This is a genomic window from Pseudomonas sp. Bout1 (genome assembly GCF_034314165.1).
Classification (GTDB): Bacteria; Pseudomonadota; Gammaproteobacteria; order Pseudomonadales; family Pseudomonadaceae; genus Aquipseudomonas.
Window position 1 is genome coordinate 1,933,215 of record NZ_JAVIWK010000001.1, and the last position, 23,826, is coordinate 1,957,040.

A 23,826-nucleotide genomic window follows, 5' to 3' on the forward strand; every position below is an offset into this window, starting at 1 on the left:
TTTTCCATACCCGTAGCAGCTGTCGAGCGCCAGCGAGGCTGCGTCGGCAGCGACTCGGTCCCGTGTCTGGCATGAAGACGGCGGTGCGGCTAACGTAGCCTCGCTGGCGCTCGACAACTGCTACGGGAGTTTTGTCGAACCCTGGGCCCTGTTTTGGGGTCTGCACCCTATACCGTTGAATTCAATCACCGATAGAAGGAGCCTCGCTGATGTCCGAAGCATTGACCCTCAACCAGCGCATCGTGCTGGTCTCACGCCCCCATGGCGCACCGGTGCCGGAAAACTTTCGCCTGGAGCGTGTCGCGCTGCCGGAGCTGGCCGACGGCCAGGTCCTGCTGAAAACCCTCTACCTGTCGCTGGATCCCTACATGCGCGGGCGCATGAGTGACGCGCCGTCCTACGCTGCCCCCGTGGAAATCGACGAAGTAATGACCGGCGGCGCTGTGAGCCGTATCGAGCAATCACGAAATCCAAAATTTGAGGTGGGTGATCTGGTGGTGGGTTCCACCGGCTGGCAGAGCCACAGCATTTCCGATGGGCGCAACCTGATACCGGTGCCCAAGGGCCTGGCCAGCCCATCCATGGCCCTGGGTGTGTTGGGCATGCCCGGCATGACTGCGTATATGGGCCTCACGGATATCGGCCAACCCCAGTCCGGGGAAACCCTGGTGGTGGCGGCGGCTTCCGGCGCGGTGGGCTCGGTGGTCGGCCAGGTGGCGAAGATCAAGGGGCTGCGGGTGGTCGGTGTGGCGGGCGGCGCCGACAAGTGCCGTTATGTGGTGGACGAATTGGGCTTTGATGCCTGCGTCGACCACAAGAGCGACAACTTTGCCGAGGAACTGGCCCAGGCTTGCCCCAAGGGCATCGATATCTACTTTGAAAACGTCGGCGGCAAGGTATTCGACGCGGTTGTGCCGTTGCTGAATGCCAAGGCGCGTATTCCGTTGTGTGGCCTGATCGCCGGTTACAACGCGCATGAAGCCCCCAGCGGCCCCGACCGGCTGCCTGCGCTGCAACGCACCTTGCTGACCAAGCGTGTGCGGATCCAGGGCTTTATCGTGTTCGACGACTACGGTGATCGCCAGCCGGAATTCCTCAGTGCCATGGCGCCATGGGTGCGCGACGGCAAGATCAAGTTTCGCGAGGACGTGGTGGAAGGCCTGGAACAGGCGCCTGAAGCCTTTATCGGTTTGCTGGAGGGGCGCAACTTCGGCAAGTTGGTGGTGCGCGTCGCACAAGATTGAGCATTTGACGCTAATCCGGGGCGCGGGTATAAACCGCGTCTCGTTGTTTTGTCGGACCTTTACCCATGAGCTTCAGCCCCCTGATTCGTCAACTGATCGACGCCCTGCGCACTTTGCCGGGCGTGGGCCAGAAAACCGCCCAGCGCATGGCGCTGCAACTGCTGGAGCGTGATCGCAGCGGCGGCTCCCGGCTGGCCCTGGCCCTGAGCCAGGCCATGGAAGGGGTAGGCCACTGCCGCCAGTGCCGTACCCTGACCGAGGAAGAACTGTGCCCGCAATGCGCCGACCCGCGTCGCGATGACACGCTGCTGTGCGTGGTCGAAGGGCCGATGGACGTTTATGCGGTGGAGCAGACTGGTTATCGCGGGCGCTACTTTGTGCTCAAGGGGCATCTGTCGCCGCTCGATGGCTTGGGGCCTGAGGCTATCGGCATTCCGCAATTGGTGACGCGTATCGAAGAGCAGGGCACCTTCGTCGAGGTGATCCTGGCCACCAACCCTACGGTGGAAGGCGAAGCGACGGCCCATTACATCGCCCAGTTGCTGGCCAACAAAGGCCTGATCACCTCGCGTATTGCCCACGGCGTACCGCTGGGTGGCGAGTTGGAACTGGTGGATGGCGGGACGTTGGCGCACTCGTTCGCCGGGCGTAAGCCGATCGCCCTGTAACAAACACCGCAGAACGACATGTGGGAGCTGGCTTGCCTGCGGTAGCATCACCTCGGTCTGGCTGAAAGACCGAATTGTCTGCATCGCAGGCAATCCAGCTCCCACATTTGATTTCTACTGTTTGTCAGGCCGTCGACAAGCTTGCCCTGTGTCTTGATAACCGAGCAAGCGCTTGGTAAGTTCGCTCCACCTTCCCGTGGAGCTTGCCGATGTCTGCCTATCAGGAATACTTCGACCCCAGCCACCAATTGGTCCGTGACAGTGTGCGACGTTTCGTCGAGCGCGAGCTGTTGCCGGGCATCGAGCAGTGGGAGGAAGCCGAGAGCTTTCCCCGGGAGTTGTACCTCAAGGCCGGGGCGGCGGGGATTCTGGGGATCGGTTATCCCGAAGCCCTGGGCGGCAGCCACGAAGGCGACCTGTTCGCCAAGGTCGCGGCCAGCGAAGAGCTGATGCGCTGCGGCTCCGGCGGTGTGGTGGCGGGGTTGGGCTCACTGGATATCGGTTTGCCGCCCATCGTTAAGTGGGCCCGGCCTGACGTGCGTGATCGTGTGGTGCCACGGGTGTTGTCCGGCGAAAAGATCGCCGCCCTGGCCGTCACCGAGCCCGGTGGCGGCTCCGATGTGGCCAGCCTGCAAACCCGCGCCGTGCGCGACGGCGACCATTACCGGGTCAGCGGCAGCAAAACCTTTATCACCAGCGGCCAGCGTGCCGACGTCTACACCGTTGCGGTACGCACCGGTGGGCCAGGCTTTGCCGGTATCAGCCTGTTGCTGATCGAAAAGGACACGCCCGGCTTCACCACCGGCACCCCGCTGAAGAAAATGGGCTGGTGGGCCTCAGACACAGCCGAACTGTTCTTTGACGATTGCCGCGTGCCGGTGGGAAATCTGATTGGCGCCGAGAACATGGGCTTTGCCTGCATCATGGGCAACTTCCAGAGCGAGCGGCTGGCCCTGGCCTTGATGGCCAACATGACCGCGCAGATGGCCCTGGAGGAAAGCCTGAAGTGGGCGGCCCGGCGCGAAGCCTTCGGCAAACCCATCGGCAAGTTCCAGGTACTCAAGCATCGCCTGGCGGAGATGGCCACGGCGGTGGAAGTTTCCCGGGAATTCACCTACCGCCAGGCCGCCAAGATGGCCGCCGGCAAGAGTGTGATCAAGGAGATTTCCATGGCCAAGAACCTCGCCACCGACACTGCCGACCGCGTGACCTTTGATGCGGTGCAGATCCTCGGCGGCCAGGGTTACATGCGCGGCAACCTGGTGGAGCGGCTGTACCGCGACAACCGTATCCTGTCCATCGGTGGCGGGACTCGGGAAGTAATGAACGAGATCATCAGCAAGCAGATGGGCTTGTGAAGTGTGTCGCTTTCTCCGGCCCCATCGCGGGCAAGCCCGGCTCCCACATTTGATCGTATTCCAGTGTGGGAGTCGGGCTTGCCCGCGATGGGGCCGGACCGCTCGCCTCAAATTACTGATCGGTTAAGGCAAACTGCGTCAGGCAGAACGTTGGAATGCCCATGTCTTCCAGGCGCCGGGACCCGCCCAGCTCCGGCAGGTCAATGATCGCCGCCGCTTCGAAAATCCGTGCACCCATACGTCGCGCCAGGTTGGCCGCCGCGATCAACGTACCGCCGGTGGCGATCAGGTCATCGAACATCAGCACCGAATCACCTTCGCACAGGCTGTCGGCGTGCACTTCCAGGAAGGCTTCGCCGTACTCGGTCTGATAACCCTCGGCCAGCACATCGGCCGGCAATTTGCCTTGCTTGCGGAACAGGATCAGCGGCTTGTTCAATTGATAGGCAATGATCGAACCGATCAAAAAGCCCCGCGCATCCATCGCACCAATGTGGGTGAATTCGGCTTCGACGTAGCGATGAACGAAGGTGTCGGCTACCAGGCGCAAGGCCTTGGGCGACTGGAACAGCGGTGTGATATCGCGAAAGATCACCCCAGGCTTGGGGAAGTCGATGACTGGGCGAATCAGGGATTTGATGTCGAACGAATCGAAGACCATCGTCGAAGAGTCCTGGGGCGGGAAACGGACTCCAAGTATACCTGCGGCCCAGCCGATTGGCTCGGCCGCAAGTGTCTGGATCAGCCGTCGAGCGAGCCGCCAGCGAGTGCGCAGAGCTGGATCGGGTCGAGGATGTGCACTTCCTTGCCTTCGGCCGCAATCAACTCGTTCTGCTGGAAGCGGGTGAACACCCGGGACACGGTTTCTACCGCCAGGCCCAGGTAGTTACCGATTTCGTTGCGCGACATGCTCAGGCGAAACTGGTTGGCCGAGAACCCTCGGGCACGAAAGCGCGCGGAGAGGTTGACCAGGAAGGTGGCGATCCGCTCATCGGCGGTTTTCTTCGACAGCAGCAGCATCATCTGCTGGTCGTCACGAATCTCACGGCTCATCACGCGCATCAACTGGCGGCGCAATTGCGGCAACTGCAGGGCCAATTCATCCAGGCGCTCGAACGGGATCTCACACACCGAGGTGGTTTCCAGGGCCTGGGCCGATACCGGGTGAATCTCGGTGTCCATGCCCGATAGCCCTACCAACTCGCTCGGCAGGTGGAAACCGGTGATCTGCTCTTCGCCGCCATCGCTCAGGCTAAAGGTTTTCAACGCGCCAGAGCGTACTGCATAAACGGAGTCGAACTTGTCGCCCTGGCGAAACAGGAACTCGCCTTTTTTCAGCGGGCGACCGCGTTTAACGATCTCGTCCAGCGCTTCCATGTCTTCCAAATTCAACGAAAGTGGCAGGCAGAGGGGGGCCAGGCTGCAATCCTTGCAATGAGCCTGGCTATGAGCGCGCAGTTTAACTGGCTCGGACATTTCTTAAATCCTTGTGGGAAAACACACATAAGACGTAAGGGTACCGCACTGGGGGATGATCCGACCAGCATGTACAAAAAAGCAGCAACGGTATAAAGGAAGTTGTGTCGAGGCCGATACAAGGTTGTCACCCCACGAGCCGGAGGCTCAGATCATGCTTTCCATTGGCGCAACCAACCCTGCCATCGTTTCTTCGCTGACCGTGCCTGATGCGAAGAAAGACACTGCCGTAGACGATAAAGATACAGCGTCTGTTACCGATCCGGCCACCAACACCAAACCCCAGGGTTTAGTGGTGGACATCTCCGGGGCGGGGCTGAAAGCCTCCAAGGCGAGCACCAACTCCAACAAGGATATTGACGACAGCAACCTGAAAGACAACATCAAGCAGCTGTTGAAAATGATTCGCGAGATGAAAAAGCAGCTCGCCGAGAAGATGGCTCAACTCTCTGCTGCCATGGCCGACACTGCCATGAGCCCCCAGGCTCGGCGCGCCAAAGTCGCCTCCCTGCAGAGCGATGTGGCTGCATTGCAGTCCGGCTTGATGACTGCCCAATCGCAGTTGACCAAGGCCTTGAAAAACGAGTCGCCTGAGTCCCAGATGGAAGCGATGGCCCTGCTGGCGAAGTAACAGGCTCAGATCACTCGCGAAAATCGCTGCCGGTTCTGGTGCTCCAGATAGGCATCGAACACCATGCACACCGAGCGCACCAGCAGGCGCCCCGCCGGCAAGACGCGGATGCCCTGCGGGTTGAGTTCGATCAGGCCGTCCTCTGTCATCGCCTGCAACTGCGGCCAGATTTCGTCGAAATACCCGCGAAAATCGATATTGAAGGCCTGTTCGATCTTTTCGAATGCCAGGCTGAAATTGCAGATCAACTGCTGGATCACTTCCCGTCGCAGCCGGTCATCGGTGGTGCATAACAAGCCACGGCTGGTGGCCAGTTGCGCGCCGGCGAGGGCGTTCTGGTAGTGGTTCAGGTCGCTGCTGTTCTGGCAGTACAAATCGCCAATCTGGCTGATCGCCGACACCCCAAGCCCGATCAAGTCGCAGTGCCCGTGGGTGGTGTAGCCCTGGAAGTTGCGTTGCAGGGTGCCTTCTTCCTGGGCGATGGCCAACTCGTCATCCGGCAGGGCAAAGTGGTCCATGCCGATGTAGCGGTAGCCGGCCTGGGTCAACTGTTCGATGGTGGTTTGCAGCATCAGCAGTTTTTCGGCCGGGGAGGGCAAATCGTCGGTATTGATCCGCCGCTGGGGCATGAACCGCTCCGGCAGGTGTGCATAGTTGAACACCGACAGGCGATCCGGCTGCAGTTTGATCACTTCCTCCACGGTACGCGCGAAGTTCAGCGGCGACTGCTTGGGCAGGCCGTAGATCAGGTCGATATTGATCGAGCGAAATTGCAGGGTACGCGCCGCGTCGATCACCGCCCGGGTTTCTTCCAGGCTTTGCAGGCGGTTCACTGCGCGCTGTACGTCGGGGTCCAGGTCCTGCACGCCGATGCTGACGCGGTTGAAGCCCAGCTCACGCAGCAGGCCCATGGTCGCCCAGTCGGCCTCCCGTGGGTCGATTTCAATCCCGTAGTCGCCGGAGTCGTCGTCCAGCAGGTTGAAATGCTGGCGCAGCCGGCCCATGACCTGGCGCAACTCGTCGTGGCTGAGAAAGGTCGGGGTGCCGCCGCCAAAATGCAGTTGTTCCACCGCCTGCCTGGGGTCGAGGTGGCAGGCCACCAGCTGGATTTCCTGCTCCAGGCGTTGCAGGTAGGCATGGGCGCGGCCACGGTCCTTGGTGATGACCTTGTTGCAGGCGCAGTAGTAGCAAATGTTCGCGCAGAACGGCACATGCACATACAGCGACAGGGGGCGTGCGGCCTTGCGGCTTTCGCGCAGGGCGTGGAGCAGGTCGAAGGTGCCGACCTGGCTGTCGAATTGTACGGCGGTGGGGTACGAGGTATAGCGCGGCCCCGCCAGGTCGTAGCGGTGAATCAGATCAGTGTCCCAACGAATGGCGTCGAGCATGCGGGCGTTCCCCCGGATAGGCTAGTGGGCCGAGTCTAGGGGCTGCGTGCAGGGGGCATCTTGATTTGCATCAACGGGGAGCGGCGCTATGCCACATGGCCTTTTAATGGCCCATTAACCAGTGCTGGTGCGGGCCTGGCAGCGTCCACAGGCCAAACACAATTACCAGCAGGCCACCGGCCATGCGTACGCTGCGCATACGCAACAGCGCGGTGACACGCTCGGCCGCCAGCCCCGTGGCCAGCAGCACCGGCCAGGTGCCGAGGCCGAACGCGAGCATCAGCAGCGCACTTTCCAGCGCATTGCCCTGGCTGGCCGCCCACAGCAGAGTGCTGTAGACCAGCCCGCACGGCAACCAGCCCCAGAGCGCACCCAGCAGCAACGCCCGGGGCAGGCTGGACACCGGCAGCAAACGGTTGGCGACCGGCTGGATATGGCGCCACAGGCCGCGGCCGAGGCTTTCGATACGGGTCAGGCCGCTCCACCAACCGGCCAGGTACAAACCCATGCAGATCAGCAGCAGCCCGGCGAGGACGCGCATGAACATCGCCGCCGGGCTGTTGGCCACCGCCCAGCCGGCCAGGCCAATCAGCAGCCCGGCGGTGGCGTAGCTGAGGATACGTCCCAGGTTATAGGCCAGCAGCAGGCGAAAGCGCCGGCTGCGTTGCTCCTTGGGAATCGCCAGGGTGAGCGCGCCCATCAAGCCGCCGCACATGCCCAGGCAATGGCCGCCGCCGAGCAGGCCGAGGATCACCGCGGAGGCGAGCAGGGGCGCCAGTTCAAACATGGGGTGGGTCTTTTGGCTTGGGCGGTTGCTCAGGGCCGTTGGCTTCATCGACGGCGGCCAGGTGATTGGGGTCCTGGTCGTCAAACAGCACGCTGTGGGCCGGGCCGTCCAAATCGTCATACTGGCCGCTGTCTACCGCCCAGAAGAAGATGTAAATCGCAACGCCCACTAACAGCAGCGCCGCCGGAATCATCACGTAAAGAGCTGGCATCTGCACTCCATGCTCGCGCGGCTCATGCCGGCAGCGGGCGGGTTACGGGCGCGGTGCTCGCGGCTGGCGTGCTCGGCATGCGAGTCAGGCGCAGGGCGTTGAGCACCACGGTCAACGAACTGAGGGACATGCCGATCGCCGCCCAGATCGGGGTGATCCAGCCGAGGGCGGCAAACGGCAACATCAGGCCATTGTACAGCCCGGCCCACAGCAGGTTTTCAATGATTACCCGGCGGGTGCGCCGAGCCAGGCTAAAGGCTTGTACCAGGGCGTCCAGGCGGTTCGACAGCAGCACCGCGTCGGCGCTGGTCTTGGCCAGGTCGGTGGCCGAGCCCATGGCCACGCTGATGTCGGCGGCAGCCAGCACTGGCACGTCGTTGACCCCATCGCCGAGCATCAGCACCTTGCGGCCTTCCTTGTGCAACTGTTGCAGCATTTGCAGCTTGTCGTCGGGGCGCAGGCCGCCATGGGCTTCGTCGATGCCCAGCTCGCAGGCGACACTGGCGACCATCGGCGAACTGTCGCCCGACAGCAACAAGGTGCGCCAGCCGCGCGCCTTGCAGGCGGCGAGCAGGGCGGGTGCGTCACTGCGCAGGCGGTCATCCAGGACAAACCAGGCCAGGGCGCCCTCGGTGTCGCCCAGCAGCAGCCATTGGCCGGCTTCCTTCGGCGAGGCGGGGAGGGCGCAGCCGCTCAGTTCGCAGACAAAACCCGGCTGGCCAATGCGCAAGCGGCGTTTGCCAACGGTGCCTTCCAACCCTAAACCTGGGGTACTGAGCACCTCATGCGCCGCCAGCGGTGCACGGCCAAAGGCACGTGCAATCGGATGTTCCGAACGTTGCTCGAGCGCAGCCGCAAGGCTCAGGCATTCATCGCTGCCCAGCACGCCCAGCGCACGGATAGCGCGCAAGGCCAGGCGGCCTTCGGTGAGAGTGCCGGTCTTGTCGAAAATCACCGTGTCGATCTGGTTCAGGCCTTCCAGCACATGGCCGCGGGTCAGCAGCAGGCCGAGTTTGTGCAGGGTGCCGGTGGCCGCCGTCAGGGCAGTTGGCGTCGCCAGGGACAAGGCGCAAGGGCAGGTTGCAACCAGCATCGCCAACACAATCCAGAACGCCCGCGTAGCGTCCAGCTCCCACCACACCAGGCCGATTACCGCCGCGGCGATCAACGAGCACAACAGGAACCATTGGGCGGCGCGGTCGGCAATTTCCGCCAGCCGGGGTTTCTCCGCCTGGGCCCGCTCCAGCAGGCGCACGATGGCCGACAGGCGCGTGTCGTGGCCCAAAGCGCGAACTTCTACAGTCAGCGCACCTTCCACATTCAAGGTACCGGCGGTGACGGCATCACCGACCTGTCGCGGTTGCGGCAGGTACTCGCCGGTCAGCAGGGATTCGTCGATGCTCGACTGGCCATCGAGGATGATGCCGTCTGCCGGCAGCACCGCGCCCGGATGCACCAGCACCCGGTCGCCCAAGGCCAGTTCGTTGAGCAGGATACGTTCACTTTGGCCATCGGCACTCATGCGCAGGCACGACGCAGGCAACAGGTTGACCAACTGCGCAGTGGCCGCCGCTGTGCGTTCCCGGGCGCGGCGCTCCAGGTAGCGACCGGCCAGCAGGAACAGGGCAAACATGCCGACCGCATCGAAATACAGCTCGCCGGTGCCGGTGATGGCGGTCCAGATCCCGGCCAGGTAGGCGCCGCCAATCGCCAGCGACACCGAAATATCCATGGTCAGGTGGCGGGTGCGCAGGTCGCGCAGCGCACCTTTGAAGAATGGCGCGCAGCTGTAGAACACGATGGGCGTTGTAAGAAACATCGCGACCCAGCGCAGGATCACGTGCAGCTCCGGGCTCAGGTCGATGTTGAATTCCGGCCAGGTGGCCATGGTGGCCATCATCGCCTGGAACCACAGCAGTCCCGCCACGCCCAGTTGACGCAAGGCCCGGCGGTTTTCGCTGGCCAGTTGCTCGGCGGCCCGGTCGGCTTGATACGGGTGGGCGGCGTAGCCGATGTGGCGCAACTCGCCGAGCAGTTGGCTCAGTGGCAGTTGCCCGTCGGCCCAGCGCACGTGCAAGCGGTGGTTGGACAGGTTCAGGCGCGCCTCAGCCACGGCGGGCAGGCTGCGCAGGTGTTTTTCGATCAGCCAGCCACAGGCGGCGCAGCTGATGCCTTCCATCAACAGCGTGGTTTCCGACAGGTCACCGTCGTGGCGTACGAAGGGCTTTTGCACGTCCGCACGGTCATACAGCGCCAGCTCATCAGCCAGTTGCACCGGCAATTCCTCGGGGTTGGCCGAGGCTTCGCTGCGGTGCTGGTAATAGCTTTCCAGGCCACCGGCGACAATCGCCTCGGCCACCGCCTGGCAACCCGGGCAGCACAGTTCGCGGGGCTCTGCGAGGATCACGGCGGTGAACCGGCTGCCGGACGGGACGGGCAGGGCGCAGTGGTAGCAGGGCGTTGGGGTGGTCATGGTTTTGGATCTGTGTCGGCTGGAAGGGCCTCATCGCGGGCAAGCCCGCTCCCACAGGGAAATGCATTCCAAACGTGGGAGCGGGCTTGCCCGCGATGCGCGAAGCGCTGCGTTTACTTTTTCAGGTCTTCAGCACCCTGCAACGGCTCGTCGCCCAGCAGCAAGTCCTTGTCATGGCTGACCTGTTCTTCTTCAAACATGCGCCAGGTCCGGTCGCCTTCCACGCCCAGCAGTTCGACGAAGCGGCGGCCTTCGACCTTGTCGGTCACCTGGCCAATATAGCGGCCCGGTTCGCTGTCGCTGCGGGTCAGGATGATCTTGCGGTCCTTCTCCGGCTGGGTGGGTGAAATCAGGTTCAGTTCCAGGGTGCCTGGCCCGCTGTTGCCGCTCAGGTGCAGTTCGACTTCGCCGGTCAGCTCATCCAGGTGCACCTTGGCGCGCAGTTGCAGGGTCTGCGCCAGCAGTTCGCGGTCCAGGGAGCGGTTGATGCCTTTGCCGGCCTCGTAGTAGTTATCGTTGACCAGGTTGTCGGGGTTGTTCACCGCGATGGTCACCATGGACAAGGTCAACGTCACCGAGCAGGCCAGGATCCCAATGATGATCCAGGGCCAGAGGTGCTTGTACCAGGGGCTTGCGGCAGTTGCTGCGGGCATTGTTGTGCTCTCTGTTAGCGAATTTGAGGGCCGATGAATCGGCTCTTGGCTTCAATGTGGACGCTGTCGTCATCGGCATCCTTGAGGGTGAATTTCACCTCGTTGGTACTCGACGGAAGTTGTTCCGGTGCGCTCGACAGCTCGACCGGCATGCTGAAAATTTCCCCGGCAGCCACCTTGATCTCGCGCCGGCCTTGCAGCTTGAGGTCCGGCAGGCCCGAGGCGTCGAGCAGGTAAGTGTGGTCGCGCTGGTCCTTGTTCATGATCTTCAGGCTGTAGACGTTTTCGATCCGGCCCTCGGCGTTTTCGCGGTACAGCACGCGGTCCTTGCTCACGTCGAAACCCACCAGCGAGCGCATGAAAAACGCGCCTGCGAGCAAGCCCATCATCGCCAGCAGCACCAAGGCATAACCGATCAGGCGCGGGCGCAGCTTGTGGGTTTTCTGCCCCGATAAATTGTGCTCGGTGGTATAGCTGATCAGGCCGCGGGGGTATTCCATCTTGTCCATGATGTTGTCGCAGGTGTCGATGCAGGCCGCGCAGCCGATGCATTCGATTTGCAAGCCGTCGCGGATGTCGATGCCGGTGGGGCACACCTGCACGCACATCGTGCAGTCGATGCAATCGCCCAGGCCCTCGGCCTTATAGTCGATGCCTTTTTTACGCGGGCCACGAACTTCGCCACGGCGCGGGTCGTAGGAAACGATCATCGTGTCCTTGTCGAACATCACGCTCTGGAACCGCGCATACGGGCACATGTAGATACATACTTGCTCACGCAGCCAGCCGGCGTTGCCGTAGGTGGCGAGGGTAAAGAACCCGACCCAGAAGTACGACCAGCCATCGGCCTGGCCGGTGAAAAAGTCGAACACCAGCTCACGAATCGGTGAAAAGTAGCCGACGAACGTCATGCCGGTGACAAACCCGATGATCAGCCACAGGCTGTGTTTGCTGAGTTTGCGCAGGAATTTGTTGGCACTCATCGGCGCCTTGTCCAGCTTGATGCGCTGGTTGCGGTCGCCTTCGGTGACCTTTTCACACCACATGAAAATCCACGTCCACACGCTCTGCGGGCAGGTGTAGCCGCACCAGACGCGCCCGGCATACACGGTGATGAAGAACAGGCCAAACGCGGCGACGATAAGGATGCCCGAGAGCAGGATGAAATCCTGGGGCCAGAAGGTCGCGCCAAAAATGAAGAATTTACGCTCCGGCAGGTTCCACCACACGGCCTGGTGGCCACCCCAATTCAGCCACACGGTGCCGAAGTAGAGGAGGAACAAACCGGCACCGCCGAGCATCCGCAAATTGCGGAACAACCCGGTGAAGGCGCGGGTGTAGATTTTCTCTCGCGATGCGTAGAGATCGACGCTGTTATTCGAGTTTTTGGCAGGCGGGGTAACGTTCTGTACCGGTATCTGGTTGCTCATCATTGCATCCCACGGCGGTGGAGATTTGCCTCGGCCAGTACGTGCCAGCCGGGGTCAAATTGGGGGTGTTGCAGTGGCGCAATGATACGCCCCTGATCCCTCTCAACGGGTGCGACCTTTGGTCGCGTTGGGGGAAATCAATTGATGGTGTACGTGACTTGGGTCAATTGACTTGTGAAGTATGGACGGTTTTTCCGGGATGAGGCGCCAAACTCGCTCGCCCCTCTAATCAAAAACGGCCTCGCCAATCTTCACTGGCGGGGCCGTTTTTGATTGCCGCTTTGCCTTACTCGGCCTCAGCCGCCTTATCCCCATGGGACAGGCTGTAAACATACGCCGCCAGCAAGTGCACCTTGTCATTGCCCTGCAACTGCTCCTGCGCAGGCATCTGGCCCTGACGGCCATAACGGATGGTCTGCTGCAGTTGCGCGAAGCTCGAACCGTAGATGAACGCGCCCGGGTGGGTCAGGTCAGGTGCGCCCATGGCTGGCGTGCCTTTACCCTGCGGGCCATGGCACGCCACGCAGTTGGCGGCGAACAGTTTCTCGCCGTTGGCCACGTCTGCCTTGGCGCCTTCGGGCAGTTTGCGGCCATCGAGGTTGGTCACCACAAAACCGGCCACATCGGCCACGCCTTGCTCGCCAATGACTTCGGCCCAGGCCGGCATCACCGCGTGGCGGCCTTTCATGATGGTTTCCTTGATGGTGGCCGGCTCACCGCCCCAGCGCCAGTCGGCGTCGGTCAGGTTGGGGAAGCCGTAGGCTCCCTTGGCGTCGGAACCGTGGCACACCGAGCAGTTGGAGGCGAACAGGCGGCCTCCCATCTTCAAGGCTTGCGGGTCCTTGGCGACTTCTTCAATCGGCATCGCAGCGAACTTGGCGAAGATCGGCCCGAACCGGGCGTCTGACTTGGCCATTTCCTTTTCCCATTCGTGCACGCCGGTCCAGCCGGTCTGGCCGTTGGCAAACGGGGTTTGCTTGTCGTTGTCGAGGTAGTTGTAGCCCGGCAGCAGGCCTTTCCAGTTGCCCAGGCCGGGGTACAGCGCCAGGTAACCGAGGGCGAAGATGATGGTGCCGACAAACAGCATGAACCACCATTTGGGCAGCGGGTTGTCGTACTCCTCGATGCCGTCGAACGAGTGGCCAACGGTTTCGTCGGTTTGCTCGGCGCGCTGGCCCTTGCGGGTCGACAGCAGCAGCCAGGTCAGGGCGAAAATGGTACCCAGACTGAGGACTGTGACGTACAGACTCCAGAACGTAGTCATTCTTTGTTACTCCTAGACGCTTCTACGACGTGCTTGATGGCTTCGGGATCATCCGCGAAGGGCAGCAAGGTCGCGTCTTCAAACTCCGACTTGCGCTTGGGGCTGAACACCCACAACGCCAGGCCGATAAAGGCCACCATCACGACAACGGTGCCCAGGCCTCGAATCATCCCGATATCCATCCAGATCACCGTTTGCTTTTGATGATGGTGCCAAGGCCTTGCAAGTAGGCCACCAGTGCGTCCATTTCGGTCTTGCCCTTCACGGCCGCTGCCGCACCGGCGATGTCTTCGTCGGTGTAAGGCACGCCCAGGGTGCGCAAGACTTCCATCTTCTTGGCGGTGTCCTTGCCGTCGAGCTTGTTTTCGACCAGGAACGGGTACGCCGGCATTTTCGACTCGGGCACCACGTTGCGCGGGTTGTACAAGTGCGCACGCTGCCAGTCATCGGAGTAACGCCCGCCCACCCGGGCCAGGTCCGGGCCGGTACGCTTGGAACCCCACAGGAACGGGTGGTCCCACACGCTTTCGCCGGCGACCGAGTAGTGGCCGTAGCGTTCGGTTTCGGCACGGAACGGACGGATCATCTGCGAGTGGCAGCCCACACAACCGTTGGCGATGTAGACGTCGCGGCCTTCCAGTTCAAGGGCGGTGCGCGGCTTCATGCCTTCCACCGGCTTGTTGGTCACGTCCTGGAAAAACAGCGGAACGATCTGGGTCAGGCCACCGATACTCACGGCGATGACCATGAAGAAGGCCAGCAGGCCGATATTTTTCTCGACTACTTCATGCTTCATCAGTGAGCTCCCACAACGGCGATCTTGGTAGCGGCTTCGGCTTCTACAGGGTCGGACGCACGCACCGTGCGCCACACGTTGTAGGCCATGAACAGCATGCCGCTGGCAAAGATCGCACCGCCCAGGGCGCGCACGATGTAACCCGGATGGCTGGCTTGCAGCCCTTCGACGAAGGAGTAGGTGAGGGTGCCGTCATCGTTGATCGCACGCCACATCAGGCCCTGGGTGATGCCGTTGACCCACATCGAGGCGATGTAGAGCACGGTGCCGATGGTGGCCAGCCAGAAGTGCGTGTTGATCAGGCTGACGCTGTGCATCTGCGCACGGCCGAAGAGTTTCGGGATCATGTGGTACAGCGCGCCGATGGAGATCATCGCCACCCAACCCAGCGCCCCGGCGTGTACGTGGCCGATGGTCCAGTCGGTGTAGTGGGACAGCGAGTTGACGGTCTTGATGGCCATCATCGGGCCTTCAAAGGTCGACATGCCGTAGAACGCCAGCGAAACCACGAGGAAGCGCAGGATCGGGTCGGTGCGCAATTTATGCCAGGCGCCCGAGAGGGTCATCATGCCGTTGATCATGCCGCCCCAGCTCGGGGCCAGCAGGATGATCGACATCGCCATGCCCAACGACTGGGCCCAGTCCGGCAATGCGGTGTAGTGCAGGTGGTGCGGGCCGGCCCAGATGTACAGGGTGATCAGCGCCCAGAAGTGCACGATGGACAGGCGATAGGAGTAGATCGGACGCTCGGCCTGTTTCGGCACGAAGTAGTACATCATCCCCAGGAAGCCGGTGGTGAGGAAGAAGCCCACGGCGTTGTGGCCGTACCACCACTGGATCATTGCATCCGTCGCGCCGGCGTAGGCCGAGTAGGACTTGAAGAAGCTCACTGGCAGGGACGCGTGGTTGACGATGTGCAGCATCGCCGTCACCAGGATAAATGCCCCGTAGAACCAGTTACCGACGTAGATGTGCTTGGTCTTGCGCTTGACGATGGTGCCGAAGAACACCACGGCGTAGGTCACCCAGACAATCGCCAGCAAAATGGCGATCGGCCATTCCAGCTCGGCGTATTCCTTGGTGGTGGTGTAGCCCAGCGGCAGGGTGACGATTGCGCCAACGATGACCGCTTGCCAGCCCCAGAAGGTAAAGGCCGCCAATGCATCGGAAATCAGTCGCGTTTGGCAGGTTCGCTGCACGACGTAGTAAGAAGTGGCAAACAATGCACATCCACCGAAGGCGAAAATCACCAGGTTGGTGTGCAACGGGCGCAGGCGTCCAAAGGTCGTCCATGGCAGGCCAAAATTCAACTCTGGCCAAACCAGTTGCGAGGCAATGAAAACGCCGAGCCCCATGCCAAGGATCCCCCAGACCACCGTCATGATGGCGAACTGGCGGACTACCTTATAGTTATAAGCAGTCGGACTGATTGCTGTGCTCATTCTAAGGTTCCACGGTTTAGTTTTTTTATAGGGTGAAAATCGGTCGCAAGTATGGAGAAAGCAAGATTCCATTGCAACGCAAGGTGACCTGCGTCAATGCGTTCCACACCAGATTCTGCGCCCTTTCCATGTTTGGCGTAAGGACAAAATACAGGGTTAAAAGCTGACGACTTGGACAGGATTTTAGAGGGGTCGAAGGTACTTGTAACTAGGTGTGTGTAAACAAGTGGCCCGGACGACGAATGGTCAGTGGCACGACAGCCGGTAAGTACCTGCCTTTGCGCCTGTCATCGAGCAGAAATGTTTCAACCCATCGAGTGCAAGTCGGCCGTCGACCGGCCCATGCCGGCCCACTGTGAAAACAAGCGTAGACCCGAATGGCAGGAGGGGAAAGTCAACGATCGGATGGGTGCGACAATGGGTCGCAAAAAAGCCGCGCCTGAATCAGGCGCGGCTTTTGGGTGGTGCGCGATTACTCGGTTCGGCTGTCGGGCGTTGCGCCGTCGGCGTTATGGGACAGGCTGTAAACGTACGCGGCCAGCAGGTGCACCTTGTCATTGCCCTGCAGCACCTCCTGCGCTGGCATCTGGCCTTGGCGGCCATGACGTATGGTTTGCTGCAACTGCGCCAGGCTGGTGCCGTAGATAAAACCGCCTGGCTGCGTGAGGTTCGGCGCACCCATGGCTTCCATCCCATGGCCTTGGGGGCCGTGGCACGCTACGCAGGTCGTGTTGAATGCCACTTGGCCCGCCGCGACATCGGCGGTGCTGTCAGCCGGTAACGGCAGGCCTGCCAGTTCATGGCGCACGTAGGCGGCGACGTTCTTCACACCGTCCTCACCGAGGATCTCACCCCAAGCCGGCATCGCTGCATGACGGCCATTCATGATGGTCATCTTGATTGCATCGGCCGAACCGCCCCAGCGCCAGATGTTGTCCGCCAGGTTCGGGAAGCCATAGGCGCCCTTGGCATCCGAGCCGTGGCACACCGCGCAGTTGGAGGCAAACAGGCGTCCGCCCATTTTCAGCGCTTGCGGGTCCTTGGCCACTTCTTCCACGGGCATGGCCGCGAATTTGGCGAAGATCGGCCCGAACTTGGTGTCGGCCTTGGCCATTTCCTTGTCCCACTCCTTGGCCGAGGTCCAGCCGTCTTCATAGCCCGGCAGCACGCCTTTCCAGTTGCCCAGGCCCGGGTAGAGGATCAGGTAGCCGACGGCAAACACCAGCGTGCCGGCGAACAGCATGAACCACCATTGCGGCAGCGGGTTGTCGTATTCCTCGATCCCGTCGAAGGCGTGGCCCATCGTCTGGTCGACGCTGCCCTTGGTCTCGCCCTTGCGGGTGCCGATCAACAGCCAGGTCAGGCCGATCAGGCTGCCCAGGGTCAGTACACAGATCCATGTACTCCAAAAGGTAGTCATGGCCGGTTGCTCCTTGTTGCAGGCTCTTCTTGAGCGTCGGGGGTGGGCGGTAGTGGCTCATCGGCAAACGGCAGCAGGCACGCCTCGGCGAACTCCGCATTGCGCCGGGAGTTGAACACCCACAGCGACAGGCCGATAAAGGCGATGGCCACGACCAGCGTGCCGAGGCCGCGGATGGTTCCAGCATCGAATTCAAATCCCATGGCTCACCTCTTGCTCTTGATGGCAGTGCCGAGCACTTGCAGGTAAGAAACCAGCGCGTCCATCTCGGTCTTGCCCTTGAGGGTGGCCACGGCGCCGGCGATGTCGTCGTCGGTGTACGGCACGCCCAGGGTGCGCATCACCTTAAGCTTGGTCTCGGTGTGGCTGCTGTCGACCGGGGCGGTGACCAGCCATGGGTACGCCGGCATCTTCGATTCCGGCACCACATTGCGCGGGTTGTACAAGTGCGCGCGGTGCCAGTCGTCCGAGTAGCGTGCGCCAACACGGGCCAGGTCCGGCCCGGTGCGCTTGGAACCCCACAGGAACGGGTGATCCCATACGCTTTCACCGGCCACCGAGTAGTGGCCGTAGCGCTCGGTTTCGGCGCGGAACGGGCGGATCATCTGCGAGTGGCACTGTACGCAGCCTTCGCGGATGTAAATGTCGCGGCCTTCCAGTTGCAGCGCGGTGTAGGGCTTCATGCCTTCCACCGGCTTGTTGGTCACGTCCTGGAAGAACAGTGGCACGATCTGGGTCAGGCCGCCGATGCTCACGGCGAGCACCATCAGCAGCATCAGCAGGCCGACGTTCTTTTCAATGGTTTCGTGTTTCATCATCGACTCCTCAGGCCATCTGCGCCGCAGCGGCGACTTCGGCGGGTTGTGCCGAACGCACGGTGCGCCAAGTGTTGTAAGCCATCAGGAGCATGCCGCTGAGGAAGATCGCCCCGCCCACCAGCCGCACGATGAAGCCTGGGTGGCTGGCCACCAGGGTTTCGACGAAGGAGTAGGTCAAGGTGCCGTCTTCGTTGACTGCACGCCACATCAGGCCCTGGGCGATGCCGTTGACCCACATCGAGGCGATGTAGAGCACGGTGCCGATGGTGGCCAGCCAGAAGTGCGCGTTGATCAGGCCGAGGCTGTACATCTGCTCGCGACCGAAGATCTTCGGGATCATGTGGTACAGCGCGCCGATGGAAATCATCGCCACCCAACCCAGCGCCCCGGCGTGTACGTGGCCGATGGTCCAGTCGGTGTAGTGGGAGAGCGCGTTGACCGTCTTGATGGCCATCATCGGCCCTTCGAAGGTCGACATGCCGTAGAACGCCAGGGACACCACCAAAAAGCGCAGGATCGGGTCGCTGCGCAACTTATGCCAGGCACCCGACAAGGTCATCATGCCGTTGATCATCCCGCCCCAGCTCGGCGCCAGCAGCACCAGCGACATCACCATGCCCAACGACTGCGCCCAGTCCGGCAACGCGGTGTAGTGCAAGTGGTGCGGGCCGGCCCAGATGTACAGGGTAATCAGTGCCCAGAAGTGCACGATGGACAGGCGATAGGAATACACCGGGCGTTCGGCCTGTTTTGGCACGAAGTAGTACATCATCCCGAGGAAGCCTGCGGTGAGGAAAAAGCCTACCGCGTTATGCCCATACCACCACTGCACCATGGCATCTGTCGCACCGCCGTAGGCCGAGTAGGACTTGGTCCAGCTCACCGGCAGGGACGCGTGGTTGACAATGTGCAGAATGGCCACGGTGATGATGAATGCACCGAAAAACCAGTTACCCACGTAGATGTGCTTGGTCTTGCGCTTCATCACCGTGCCAAAGAACACCACGCCGTAGGCCACCCAGACGACGGCGATGAGGATGGCGATCGGCCATTCCAGCTCGGCGTATTCCTTGGAGGTGGTGTAGCCCAGCGGCAAACTGATCGCGGCCAGCACAATCACCAATTGCCAGCCCCAGAAGCAGAACTGGGCGATCCTGGGTGCAAACAGTTGCGTCTGGCAGGTGCGTTGCACCGAGTAGAAGGAGCTGGCAAACAGTGCGCAACCGCCAAAGGCGAAGATCACCGCGTTGGTGTGCAGCGGGCGCAAGCGGCCGAAACTGGTCCAGGGCAAATTGAAGTTGAGTTCGGGCCATACCAACTGGGCAGCGAGAAAAACCCCGAGCCCCATGCCGACGATGCCCCACACCACCGTCATAATGGCGAATTGGCGGACCACCTTGTAGTTATAGGCGGTACTTAAAGTAGTGTTCATGGTTCCCCATCCACGGTTCAACCCAAGCAAATGCGGCACTTGGGCTGGAGTTATAGGCAGACTAAAAAGCGAGGCAAGCATGGGCAAAGAGCACAAGGCCAGTATTGACGGGGATCAATGGGCGCAGTGTGTGCGGGAACACGGCTGGTTGTGGGATGTCGCCACAGGGTCTATCGCGCGTACGCCCGTGACACTGATCCTGGCCCACGGTGCGGGTGCGCCGATGGACTCTGGATTTATGAGCGACATGGCTGCACGCCTTGCCGGGCATGGCGTGAACGTGTTGCGCTTCGAATTTGCGTACATGGCCCAGCGCCGTGTGGACGGCGGCAAACGTCCGCCGAACCCGGCTCCGAAACTGCTGGATTGCTGGCGTGAGGTGTATGCCCAGGTGCGACGTCATGTCGCTGGGAAACTGGCGGTTGGCGGCAAGTCGATGGGCGGGCGAATGGCCAGTTTAGTGGCGGATGAATTGGGCGCGGACGCGCTGGTGTGCCTGGGTTATCCGTTCTATGCGGTGGGCAAACCGGAGAAACCAAGGACTGAGCACTTGGCGGGGTTGAAGACGCCGACGTTGATCGTGCAGGGCGAACGGGATGCGCTGGGCAATCGGGCGGCGGTGCAAGGGTATGTGTTGTCGCAGGCCATCGAGGTGCTGTGGCTGGTGGCGGGGGATCACGACTTGAAGCCGTTGAAGGCTTCGGGGTTCAGTCATGAGCAGCATCTGGAGGCTGCGGCGGTGAAGGTCTCAAGCTTTCTTGCTGGCCTTTAGGGCCTCATCGCAGGCAAGCCAGCTCCCACATTTTGATGTGTGAACACCGTCGAATGTGGGAGCTGGCTTGCCTGCGATAGCGATCTATCGGTTAAACCGCTCTACCAGCGAATACTGGGTATTGGCCGTGTGCGTCAGCTCTTCACTCAACTGCGCCGAGTTCAACGCCTGTTCCGACGTCTGATCCGCCAGCAGCGCAATCGTGCTGATGTTACGGCTGATCTCTTCGGCCACCGAGCTTTGCTCTTCGGTCGCCGCCGCGATCTGCGCCGTCATGTCGGTGATGTGCGCCACCGCCTCACTGATCCCCACCAGTGCCTGGTCCGCTTCCATTACCCGCGCCACACCTTCTTCCGCCTGGCGGTGCCCGGCGTCCATGGTTTGTACGGCGGCATTGGCCGTCTGCTGCAGCTTGGCGATCAGTGCGTGAATCTGCCCGGTAGACTCGCTGGTGCGCTGGGCCAATTGCCGCACTTCGTCTGCCACCACCGCAAACCCACGGCCCATCTCACCGGCACGGGCCGCTTCAATGGCCGCGTTCAGTGCCAGCAGGTTGGTCTGGTCGGCGATGCCCTTGATCACATCCACCACACCGCCGATTTCGTCACTGTCCTTGGCCAGTTGGGTCACGGTCGCGCCGGTTTCGCCCACGGCCACTGACAGGCGCTGAATCGCCTCGCGGGTTTCGCCAGCGATATCACGGCCGCGCCCGGTCAGGCGATTGGCTTCCTGGGTGGCATCGGCAGTACGTTGCACGTGGCTGGCGACTTCCTGAGTCGTCGCGGCCATTTGATTGACTGCCGTGGCCACTTGCTCGGTCTCGACACGCTGGCGCTCAAGACCGCTGGAGCTGTTGTGCGCCAGGGTATTGGACTGCGCCGCCTGGGCGTTGAGGTGTTCGGCCGTGTCCTGCAGGCGCGTCAGGCACGTCTTCAAGCGTGCCTCCTGGCTGAGGATCGACATCTCCAGGCGCGCCTGGGCGCCGCGGCTGTCGGTGTACATCTGTGCGATCAACGGGTCGGACGTGGTCTGCTCTGCCAGGCGCAGCAAACGCTTGAGCCCGCGCTGTTGCCAGCTCAGGCCGAGCAGGCCCAGCGGCACCGACAGCGCGGCGGCCAAGGCAAAGCCCCAGTGCGAGTCCAGCCATACACCGATCAGGAAGCCCAACTGGCTGACCAGGATAAACGGCAGCCAGTCCTGCAACACCGGCAGCCACTTGTCACTGCTCGGGATGGCCGACTTGCCCTGGTTGATGCGTTGGTAGAGCGCCTCGGCACGGCGGATCTGCTCGGCGGTGGGCTTGACCCGCACCGACTCATAGCCGATCACCTGATTGCCGTCGAAGACCGGTGTCACATAGGCGTTGACCCAATAGTGATCACCGCTCTTGCAGCGGTTCTTGACGATGCCCATCCATGGCAAGCCTTGTTTGAGCGTGGACCACATGTGTGCGAACACTGCCGCCGGAACATCCGGATGACGAACCAGATTGTGCGGGGCACGCAACAGTTCGTCATGGGAAAACCCACTGATTTCGACGAAGGCGTCGTTGCAGTAGGTGATCACGCCTTTGGCATCCGTGGTGGAGATCAACCGTTGCTGAGCGGGGAAGGTACGTTCGCGCTGGGTAACGGGTTGGTTATTACGCATGAGTTTTCAATCCGCAAGGCTTTGATGGGTTGTCGGCCGCATTCGGAAATTATTGAAGTAAATTTTTCCAATTGAGGGGGTGATTGGCCATGGCTCTTTTTTGGTGCAAAAGGGCGTTGAAAGCACTTGCATACCGAGGCTAAAAAAGTAAGCGGGTTGATTGCACTATTTGTAAGTCGATGTGTCTGTATTCAATACGATAAGCCAACTTTCATGGGCCGGATGGTTTTCCATCTGAACGAGTGTCGTTTCACACATAAATACCATCAGCTGACAAATCTACGACTACGCTGGTAAGAAAATTGACATGGTTTTCTGCTAGATAACTTTGCGCCCTTGCGTTTGGGCGCGTTGGGGGCCAGGGAGGCCCTGAGTCACATTTGCGCGAGCCTGCCGCTTTGAGCTGGCACAAACCTCGGTTCGAAAATGATGTGGTACCTCATTAAAGGGAGTAGAGCTTGACACTCGTTCCAGTCATTATCAGTGGCGGTTCAGGCAGTCGTCTTTGGCCTGTTTCACGCACGGCACACCCGAAGCCGTTTATCGATTTGCCAGGTGGTGGCAATTTGATACAGAAAACCTACAGCCGCGCCTTGGCGTTGAATGACGTGGTAGAAGTTTTAACCATTACAAATCGTGATCTGTATTTCAAAACCCTTGATGAATATGGTGCAAGCGCTCCGCACTTCACCAACCTGGGTTTCGTCCTGGAACCGTTCGGCCGTAATACGGCTGCGGCAGTTGCTTTGGCGGCGCAAGAAGTTTCCCGAACCCATGGTCCAGACGCCCTGATGCTGGTGATGCCGGCAGACCACCTGATCGACAATCACGCAGCATTCGCGGCTGCGGTTGAGTCTGCCACGCAACTGGCCCAGCAAGGCTGGCTGGTAACCTTCGGCGTGAAGCCTGAATACCCGGAAACGGGCTACGGCTATATTCAAAAAGATACCGATGTGCCGTTGGGGAATGGCTTCAAGGTAAAACGGTTCGTCGAGAAGCCAAGCCTGGAAACGGCGCAGGGCTACCTGGATTGCGCAGAGTACTACTGGAACTCGGGGATGTTCTGTTTTCGTGCGGGCACGTTAATTGAAGAAATGGCGCTCTGTGCCCCGGATGTTTCCAGTGCCGTTGACCTTTGTCTTGCCAGCTCGGGGGAGATGCAAGGCAGCAGGCATCGCAGCCTGCATCTGGATGCTGTCAGTTTCGCCAAGGTTCCGGATATCTCCATCGACTTTGCGCTGATGGAGCGTTCAGAAAAAGTGGCGACGATTCCTTGTGATATCGGCTGGAGCGACATCGGCTCGTGGAACGCCATGAGTGAACTGTCCCCGGCCGATGAACAGGGTAACCGCATCGAAGGCGAAGCCATCATCCACGACTCCCGTAACAACTATGTACGCAGCCAACGGCGCTTGACGGCGTTGGTCGGCGTTGAAGACCTTATCGTTGTCGACACTCCGGATGCCTTGTTGGTCGCCCATAAAGACCATGCACAGGACATCAAGGTGATCACCGCGCAGTTGAAGAAAAACGGCCATTGTTCGCACCTCGACCACACCACTGTGCAGCGTCCCTGGGGGGCCTACACCACTCTGGAAGAGGGTACGCGCTTCAAGATCAAGCGTATTGTGGTCAAACCGCAGGGTTCGCTGTCGCTGCAGATGCATCACCATCGCAGTGAACACTGGATTGTGGTCAGTGGGATGGCCCGTGTGTTGAACAACGACCGTGAGTTCCTGTTGAACACCAATGAGTCGACGTTCATCCCCGCCGGGCACACCCATCGCCTGGAAAACCCGGGTGTGATCGACTTGGTATTGATCGAAGTACAGAGCGGTGATTACTTGGGTGAAAACGATATCGTCCGGTTCGAGGATATCTACGGTCGCGTTGGAGGTTAACGTTTGAGGCAG

At 61.1% G+C, this 23,826-nt stretch carries 23 protein-coding genes; 6 read left to right on the plus strand and 17 right to left on the minus strand.

Annotation, left to right across the window (positions count from 1 at the left end; all coding sequences use genetic code 11):
• The first annotated feature begins 209 nt into the window (after nucleotides 1-209).
• The 3 genes from RGV33_RS08815 to RGV33_RS08825 all read left to right on the plus strand — a co-directional run bounded on the left by RGV33_RS08815 (nucleotide 210) and on the right by RGV33_RS08825 (nucleotide 3,270).
• Complete coding sequence (locus RGV33_RS08815) at nucleotides 210-1,244, plus strand: NADP-dependent oxidoreductase (RefSeq protein WP_322143937.1); 1,035 nt, start codon at nucleotides 210-212, stop codon at nucleotides 1,242-1,244.
• Between the two features lie 65 nt (nucleotides 1,245-1,309).
• Nucleotides 1,310-1,912 (plus strand): recombination mediator RecR, encoded by a 603-nt coding sequence (gene recR / locus RGV33_RS08820; protein WP_322143938.1) that lies wholly within the window; start codon nucleotides 1,310-1,312, stop codon nucleotides 1,910-1,912.
• A 209-nt stretch (nucleotides 1,913-2,121) separates the two neighbouring features.
• Complete coding sequence (locus tag RGV33_RS08825) at nucleotides 2,122-3,270, plus strand: acyl-CoA dehydrogenase family protein (RefSeq protein ID WP_322143939.1); 1,149 nt, start codon at nucleotides 2,122-2,124, stop codon at nucleotides 3,268-3,270.
• Nucleotides 3,271-3,382: 112 nt separating this feature from the next.
• Here RGV33_RS08825 and RGV33_RS08830 read toward each other — a convergent pair whose 3' ends face one another.
• Together RGV33_RS08830 and fnr are read right to left on the minus strand one after the other, a co-directional pair.
• Entirely contained in the window at nucleotides 3,383-3,931 is a 549-nt protein-coding gene (locus RGV33_RS08830; RefSeq protein ID WP_177045721.1) for an adenine phosphoribosyltransferase, read from the minus strand.
• An 80-nt stretch (nucleotides 3,932-4,011) separates the two neighbouring features.
• Nucleotides 4,012-4,746 (minus strand): fumarate/nitrate reduction transcriptional regulator Fnr, encoded by a 735-nt coding sequence (gene fnr, locus RGV33_RS08835; protein WP_003219044.1) that lies wholly within the window; start codon nucleotides 4,744-4,746, stop codon nucleotides 4,012-4,014.
• 154 nt (nucleotides 4,747-4,900) lie between these two features.
• On the opposite strand from fnr, the gene RGV33_RS08840 reads away from it, so the two are divergent.
• Complete coding sequence (locus tag RGV33_RS08840; RefSeq protein WP_322143940.1) at nucleotides 4,901-5,377, plus strand: hypothetical protein; 477 nt, start codon at nucleotides 4,901-4,903, stop codon at nucleotides 5,375-5,377.
• 5 nt (nucleotides 5,378-5,382) lie between these two features.
• On the opposite strand, the gene hemN is transcribed toward RGV33_RS08840, so the two are convergent.
• The 14 genes from hemN to ccoN (RGV33_RS08910) all read right to left on the minus strand — a co-directional run bounded on the left by hemN (nucleotide 5,383) and on the right by ccoN (RGV33_RS08910) (nucleotide 19,491).
• Nucleotides 5,383-6,765: an oxygen-independent coproporphyrinogen III oxidase gene (gene hemN, locus RGV33_RS08845; protein WP_322143941.1), complete on the minus strand. Its 1,383-nt coding sequence runs from the start codon at nucleotides 6,763-6,765 to the stop codon at nucleotides 5,383-5,385.
• A gap of 103 nt (nucleotides 6,766-6,868) precedes the next feature.
• Complete coding sequence (locus RGV33_RS08850; protein ID WP_322143942.1) at nucleotides 6,869-7,552, minus strand: sulfite exporter TauE/SafE family protein; 684 nt, start codon at nucleotides 7,550-7,552, stop codon at nucleotides 6,869-6,871.
• Nucleotides 7,545-7,763 carry a cbb3-type cytochrome oxidase assembly protein CcoS gene (ccoS, locus tag RGV33_RS08855; RefSeq protein ID WP_322143943.1) on the minus strand — a complete coding sequence of 73 codons (219 nt, stop codon included), beginning with the start codon at nucleotides 7,761-7,763 and terminating at the stop codon, nucleotides 7,545-7,547. The genes RGV33_RS08850 and ccoS overlap by 8 nt, the downstream gene beginning before the upstream one ends.
• Nucleotides 7,764-7,785: 22 nt before the next feature.
• Nucleotides 7,786-10,236 carry a heavy metal translocating P-type ATPase gene (locus RGV33_RS08860; RefSeq protein ID WP_322143944.1) on the minus strand — a complete coding sequence of 817 codons (2,451 nt, stop codon included), beginning with the start codon at nucleotides 10,234-10,236 and terminating at the stop codon, nucleotides 7,786-7,788.
• Nucleotides 10,237-10,349: 113 nt separating this feature from the next.
• Nucleotides 10,350-10,889: a FixH family protein gene (locus RGV33_RS08865; RefSeq protein ID WP_322143945.1), complete on the minus strand. Its 540-nt coding sequence runs from the start codon at nucleotides 10,887-10,889 to the stop codon at nucleotides 10,350-10,352.
• A gap of 14 nt (nucleotides 10,890-10,903) precedes the next feature.
• Nucleotides 10,904-12,319 (minus strand): cytochrome c oxidase accessory protein CcoG, encoded by a 1,416-nt coding sequence (gene ccoG / locus RGV33_RS08870; RefSeq protein ID WP_322143946.1) that lies wholly within the window; start codon nucleotides 12,317-12,319, stop codon nucleotides 10,904-10,906.
• A gap of 286 nt (nucleotides 12,320-12,605) precedes the next feature.
• The gene (gene ccoP / locus RGV33_RS08875; RefSeq protein WP_322143947.1) at nucleotides 12,606-13,583 is read right to left on the minus strand and encodes a cytochrome-c oxidase, cbb3-type subunit III; all 978 of its coding nucleotides are present in this window, start codon (nucleotides 13,581-13,583) and stop codon (nucleotides 12,606-12,608) included.
• Complete coding sequence (locus RGV33_RS08880; RefSeq protein ID WP_008437575.1) at nucleotides 13,580-13,765, minus strand: CcoQ/FixQ family Cbb3-type cytochrome c oxidase assembly chaperone; 186 nt, start codon at nucleotides 13,763-13,765, stop codon at nucleotides 13,580-13,582. The genes ccoP (RGV33_RS08875) and RGV33_RS08880 overlap by 4 nt, the downstream gene beginning before the upstream one ends.
• 5 nt (nucleotides 13,766-13,770) lie before the next feature.
• Nucleotides 13,771-14,379: a cytochrome-c oxidase, cbb3-type subunit II gene (gene ccoO / locus RGV33_RS08885; protein WP_003193167.1), complete on the minus strand. Its 609-nt coding sequence runs from the start codon at nucleotides 14,377-14,379 to the stop codon at nucleotides 13,771-13,773.
• Entirely contained in the window at nucleotides 14,379-15,821 is a 1,443-nt protein-coding gene (gene ccoN / locus RGV33_RS08890; protein ID WP_003219015.1) for a cytochrome-c oxidase, cbb3-type subunit I, read from the minus strand. The genes ccoO (RGV33_RS08885) and ccoN (RGV33_RS08890) overlap by 1 nt, the downstream gene beginning before the upstream one ends.
• A gap of 472 nt (nucleotides 15,822-16,293) precedes the next feature.
• On the minus strand, nucleotides 16,294-17,241 hold the full coding sequence (gene ccoP, locus RGV33_RS08895; RefSeq protein ID WP_322143948.1) for a cytochrome-c oxidase, cbb3-type subunit III: 948 nt from the start codon (nucleotides 17,239-17,241) through the stop codon (nucleotides 16,294-16,296).
• Entirely contained in the window at nucleotides 17,238-17,444 is a 207-nt protein-coding gene (locus RGV33_RS08900) for a cbb3-type cytochrome oxidase subunit 3 (RefSeq protein WP_003219012.1), read from the minus strand. The genes ccoP (RGV33_RS08895) and RGV33_RS08900 overlap by 4 nt, the downstream gene beginning before the upstream one ends.
• Nucleotides 17,445-17,447: 3 nt before the next feature.
• Nucleotides 17,448-18,056 (minus strand): cytochrome-c oxidase, cbb3-type subunit II, encoded by a 609-nt coding sequence (ccoO, locus tag RGV33_RS08905; RefSeq protein WP_010176375.1) that lies wholly within the window; start codon nucleotides 18,054-18,056, stop codon nucleotides 17,448-17,450.
• A 10-nt stretch (nucleotides 18,057-18,066) separates the two neighbouring features.
• Nucleotides 18,067-19,491: a cytochrome-c oxidase, cbb3-type subunit I gene (gene ccoN, locus RGV33_RS08910; RefSeq protein ID WP_322143949.1), complete on the minus strand. Its 1,425-nt coding sequence runs from the start codon at nucleotides 19,489-19,491 to the stop codon at nucleotides 18,067-18,069.
• A 79-nt stretch (nucleotides 19,492-19,570) separates the two neighbouring features.
• Between ccoN (RGV33_RS08910) and RGV33_RS08915 the strand changes: the two genes are divergently transcribed.
• The gene (locus RGV33_RS08915) at nucleotides 19,571-20,263 is read left to right on the plus strand and encodes an alpha/beta family hydrolase (protein ID WP_322143950.1); all 693 of its coding nucleotides are present in this window, start codon (nucleotides 19,571-19,573) and stop codon (nucleotides 20,261-20,263) included.
• Between the two features lie 84 nt (nucleotides 20,264-20,347).
• Here the strand turns inward: RGV33_RS08915 and RGV33_RS08920 are convergent, their stop codons facing one another.
• Entirely contained in the window at nucleotides 20,348-21,913 is a 1,566-nt protein-coding gene (locus RGV33_RS08920) for a PAS domain-containing methyl-accepting chemotaxis protein (RefSeq protein ID WP_322143951.1), read from the minus strand.
• Nucleotides 21,914-22,371: 458 nt separating this feature from the next.
• On the opposite strand from RGV33_RS08920, the gene RGV33_RS08925 reads away from it, so the two are divergent.
• Complete coding sequence (locus RGV33_RS08925) at nucleotides 22,372-23,814, plus strand: mannose-1-phosphate guanylyltransferase/mannose-6-phosphate isomerase (protein WP_322143952.1); 1,443 nt, start codon at nucleotides 22,372-22,374, stop codon at nucleotides 23,812-23,814.
• The last annotated feature ends 12 nt before the right edge of the window (nucleotides 23,815-23,826 follow it).

Coding starts and splice junctions, on each gene's coding strand:
- RGV33_RS08880 (WP_008437575.1), bottom strand. CDS start 13,765: ATGGATATCGGGATGATTCGAGGCCTGGGCACCGTTGTCGTGATGGTG.
- RGV33_RS08830 (WP_177045721.1), bottom strand. CDS start 3,931: ATGGTCTTCGATTCGTTCGACATCAAATCCCTGATTCGCCCAGTCATC.
- RGV33_RS08850 (WP_322143942.1), bottom strand. CDS start 7,552: ATGTTTGAACTGGCGCCCCTGCTCGCCTCCGCGGTGATCCTCGGCCTG.
- ccoG (WP_322143946.1), bottom strand. CDS start 12,319: ATGAGCAACCAGATACCGGTACAGAACGTTACCCCGCCTGCCAAAAAC.
- ccoP (WP_322143947.1), bottom strand. CDS start 13,583: ATGACTACGTTCTGGAGTCTGTACGTCACAGTCCTCAGTCTGGGTACC.
- RGV33_RS08915 (WP_322143950.1), top strand. CDS start 19,571: ATGGGCAAAGAGCACAAGGCCAGTATTGACGGGGATCAATGGGCGCAG.
- RGV33_RS08865 (WP_322143945.1), bottom strand. CDS start 10,889: ATGCCCGCAGCAACTGCCGCAAGCCCCTGGTACAAGCACCTCTGGCCC.
- ccoO (WP_003193167.1), bottom strand. CDS start 14,379: ATGAAGCATGAAGTAGTCGAGAAAAATATCGGCCTGCTGGCCTTCTTC.
- ccoP (WP_322143948.1), bottom strand. CDS start 17,241: ATGACTACCTTTTGGAGTACATGGATCTGTGTACTGACCCTGGGCAGC.
- ccoS (WP_322143943.1), bottom strand. CDS start 7,763: ATGCCAGCTCTTTACGTGATGATTCCGGCGGCGCTGCTGTTAGTGGGC.
- RGV33_RS08860 (WP_322143944.1), bottom strand. CDS start 10,236: ATGACCACCCCAACGCCCTGCTACCACTGCGCCCTGCCCGTCCCGTCC.
- ccoN (WP_322143949.1), bottom strand. CDS start 19,491: ATGAACACTACTTTAAGTACCGCCTATAACTACAAGGTGGTCCGCCAA.
- RGV33_RS08825 (WP_322143939.1), top strand. CDS start 2,122: ATGTCTGCCTATCAGGAATACTTCGACCCCAGCCACCAATTGGTCCGT.
- ccoO (WP_010176375.1), bottom strand. CDS start 18,056: ATGAAACACGAAACCATTGAAAAGAACGTCGGCCTGCTGATGCTGCTG.
- RGV33_RS08840 (WP_322143940.1), top strand. CDS start 4,901: ATGCTTTCCATTGGCGCAACCAACCCTGCCATCGTTTCTTCGCTGACC.
- RGV33_RS08815 (WP_322143937.1), top strand. CDS start 210: ATGTCCGAAGCATTGACCCTCAACCAGCGCATCGTGCTGGTCTCACGC.
- RGV33_RS08920 (WP_322143951.1), bottom strand. CDS start 21,913: ATGCGTAATAACCAACCCGTTACCCAGCGCGAACGTACCTTCCCCGCT.
- RGV33_RS08900 (WP_003219012.1), bottom strand. CDS start 17,444: ATGGGATTTGAATTCGATGCTGGAACCATCCGCGGCCTCGGCACGCTG.
- hemN (WP_322143941.1), bottom strand. CDS start 6,765: ATGCTCGACGCCATTCGTTGGGACACTGATCTGATTCACCGCTACGAC.
- recR (WP_322143938.1), top strand. CDS start 1,310: ATGAGCTTCAGCCCCCTGATTCGTCAACTGATCGACGCCCTGCGCACT.
- fnr (WP_003219044.1), bottom strand. CDS start 4,746: ATGTCCGAGCCAGTTAAACTGCGCGCTCATAGCCAGGCTCATTGCAAG.
- ccoN (WP_003219015.1), bottom strand. CDS start 15,821: ATGAGCACAGCAATCAGTCCGACTGCTTATAACTATAAGGTAGTCCGC.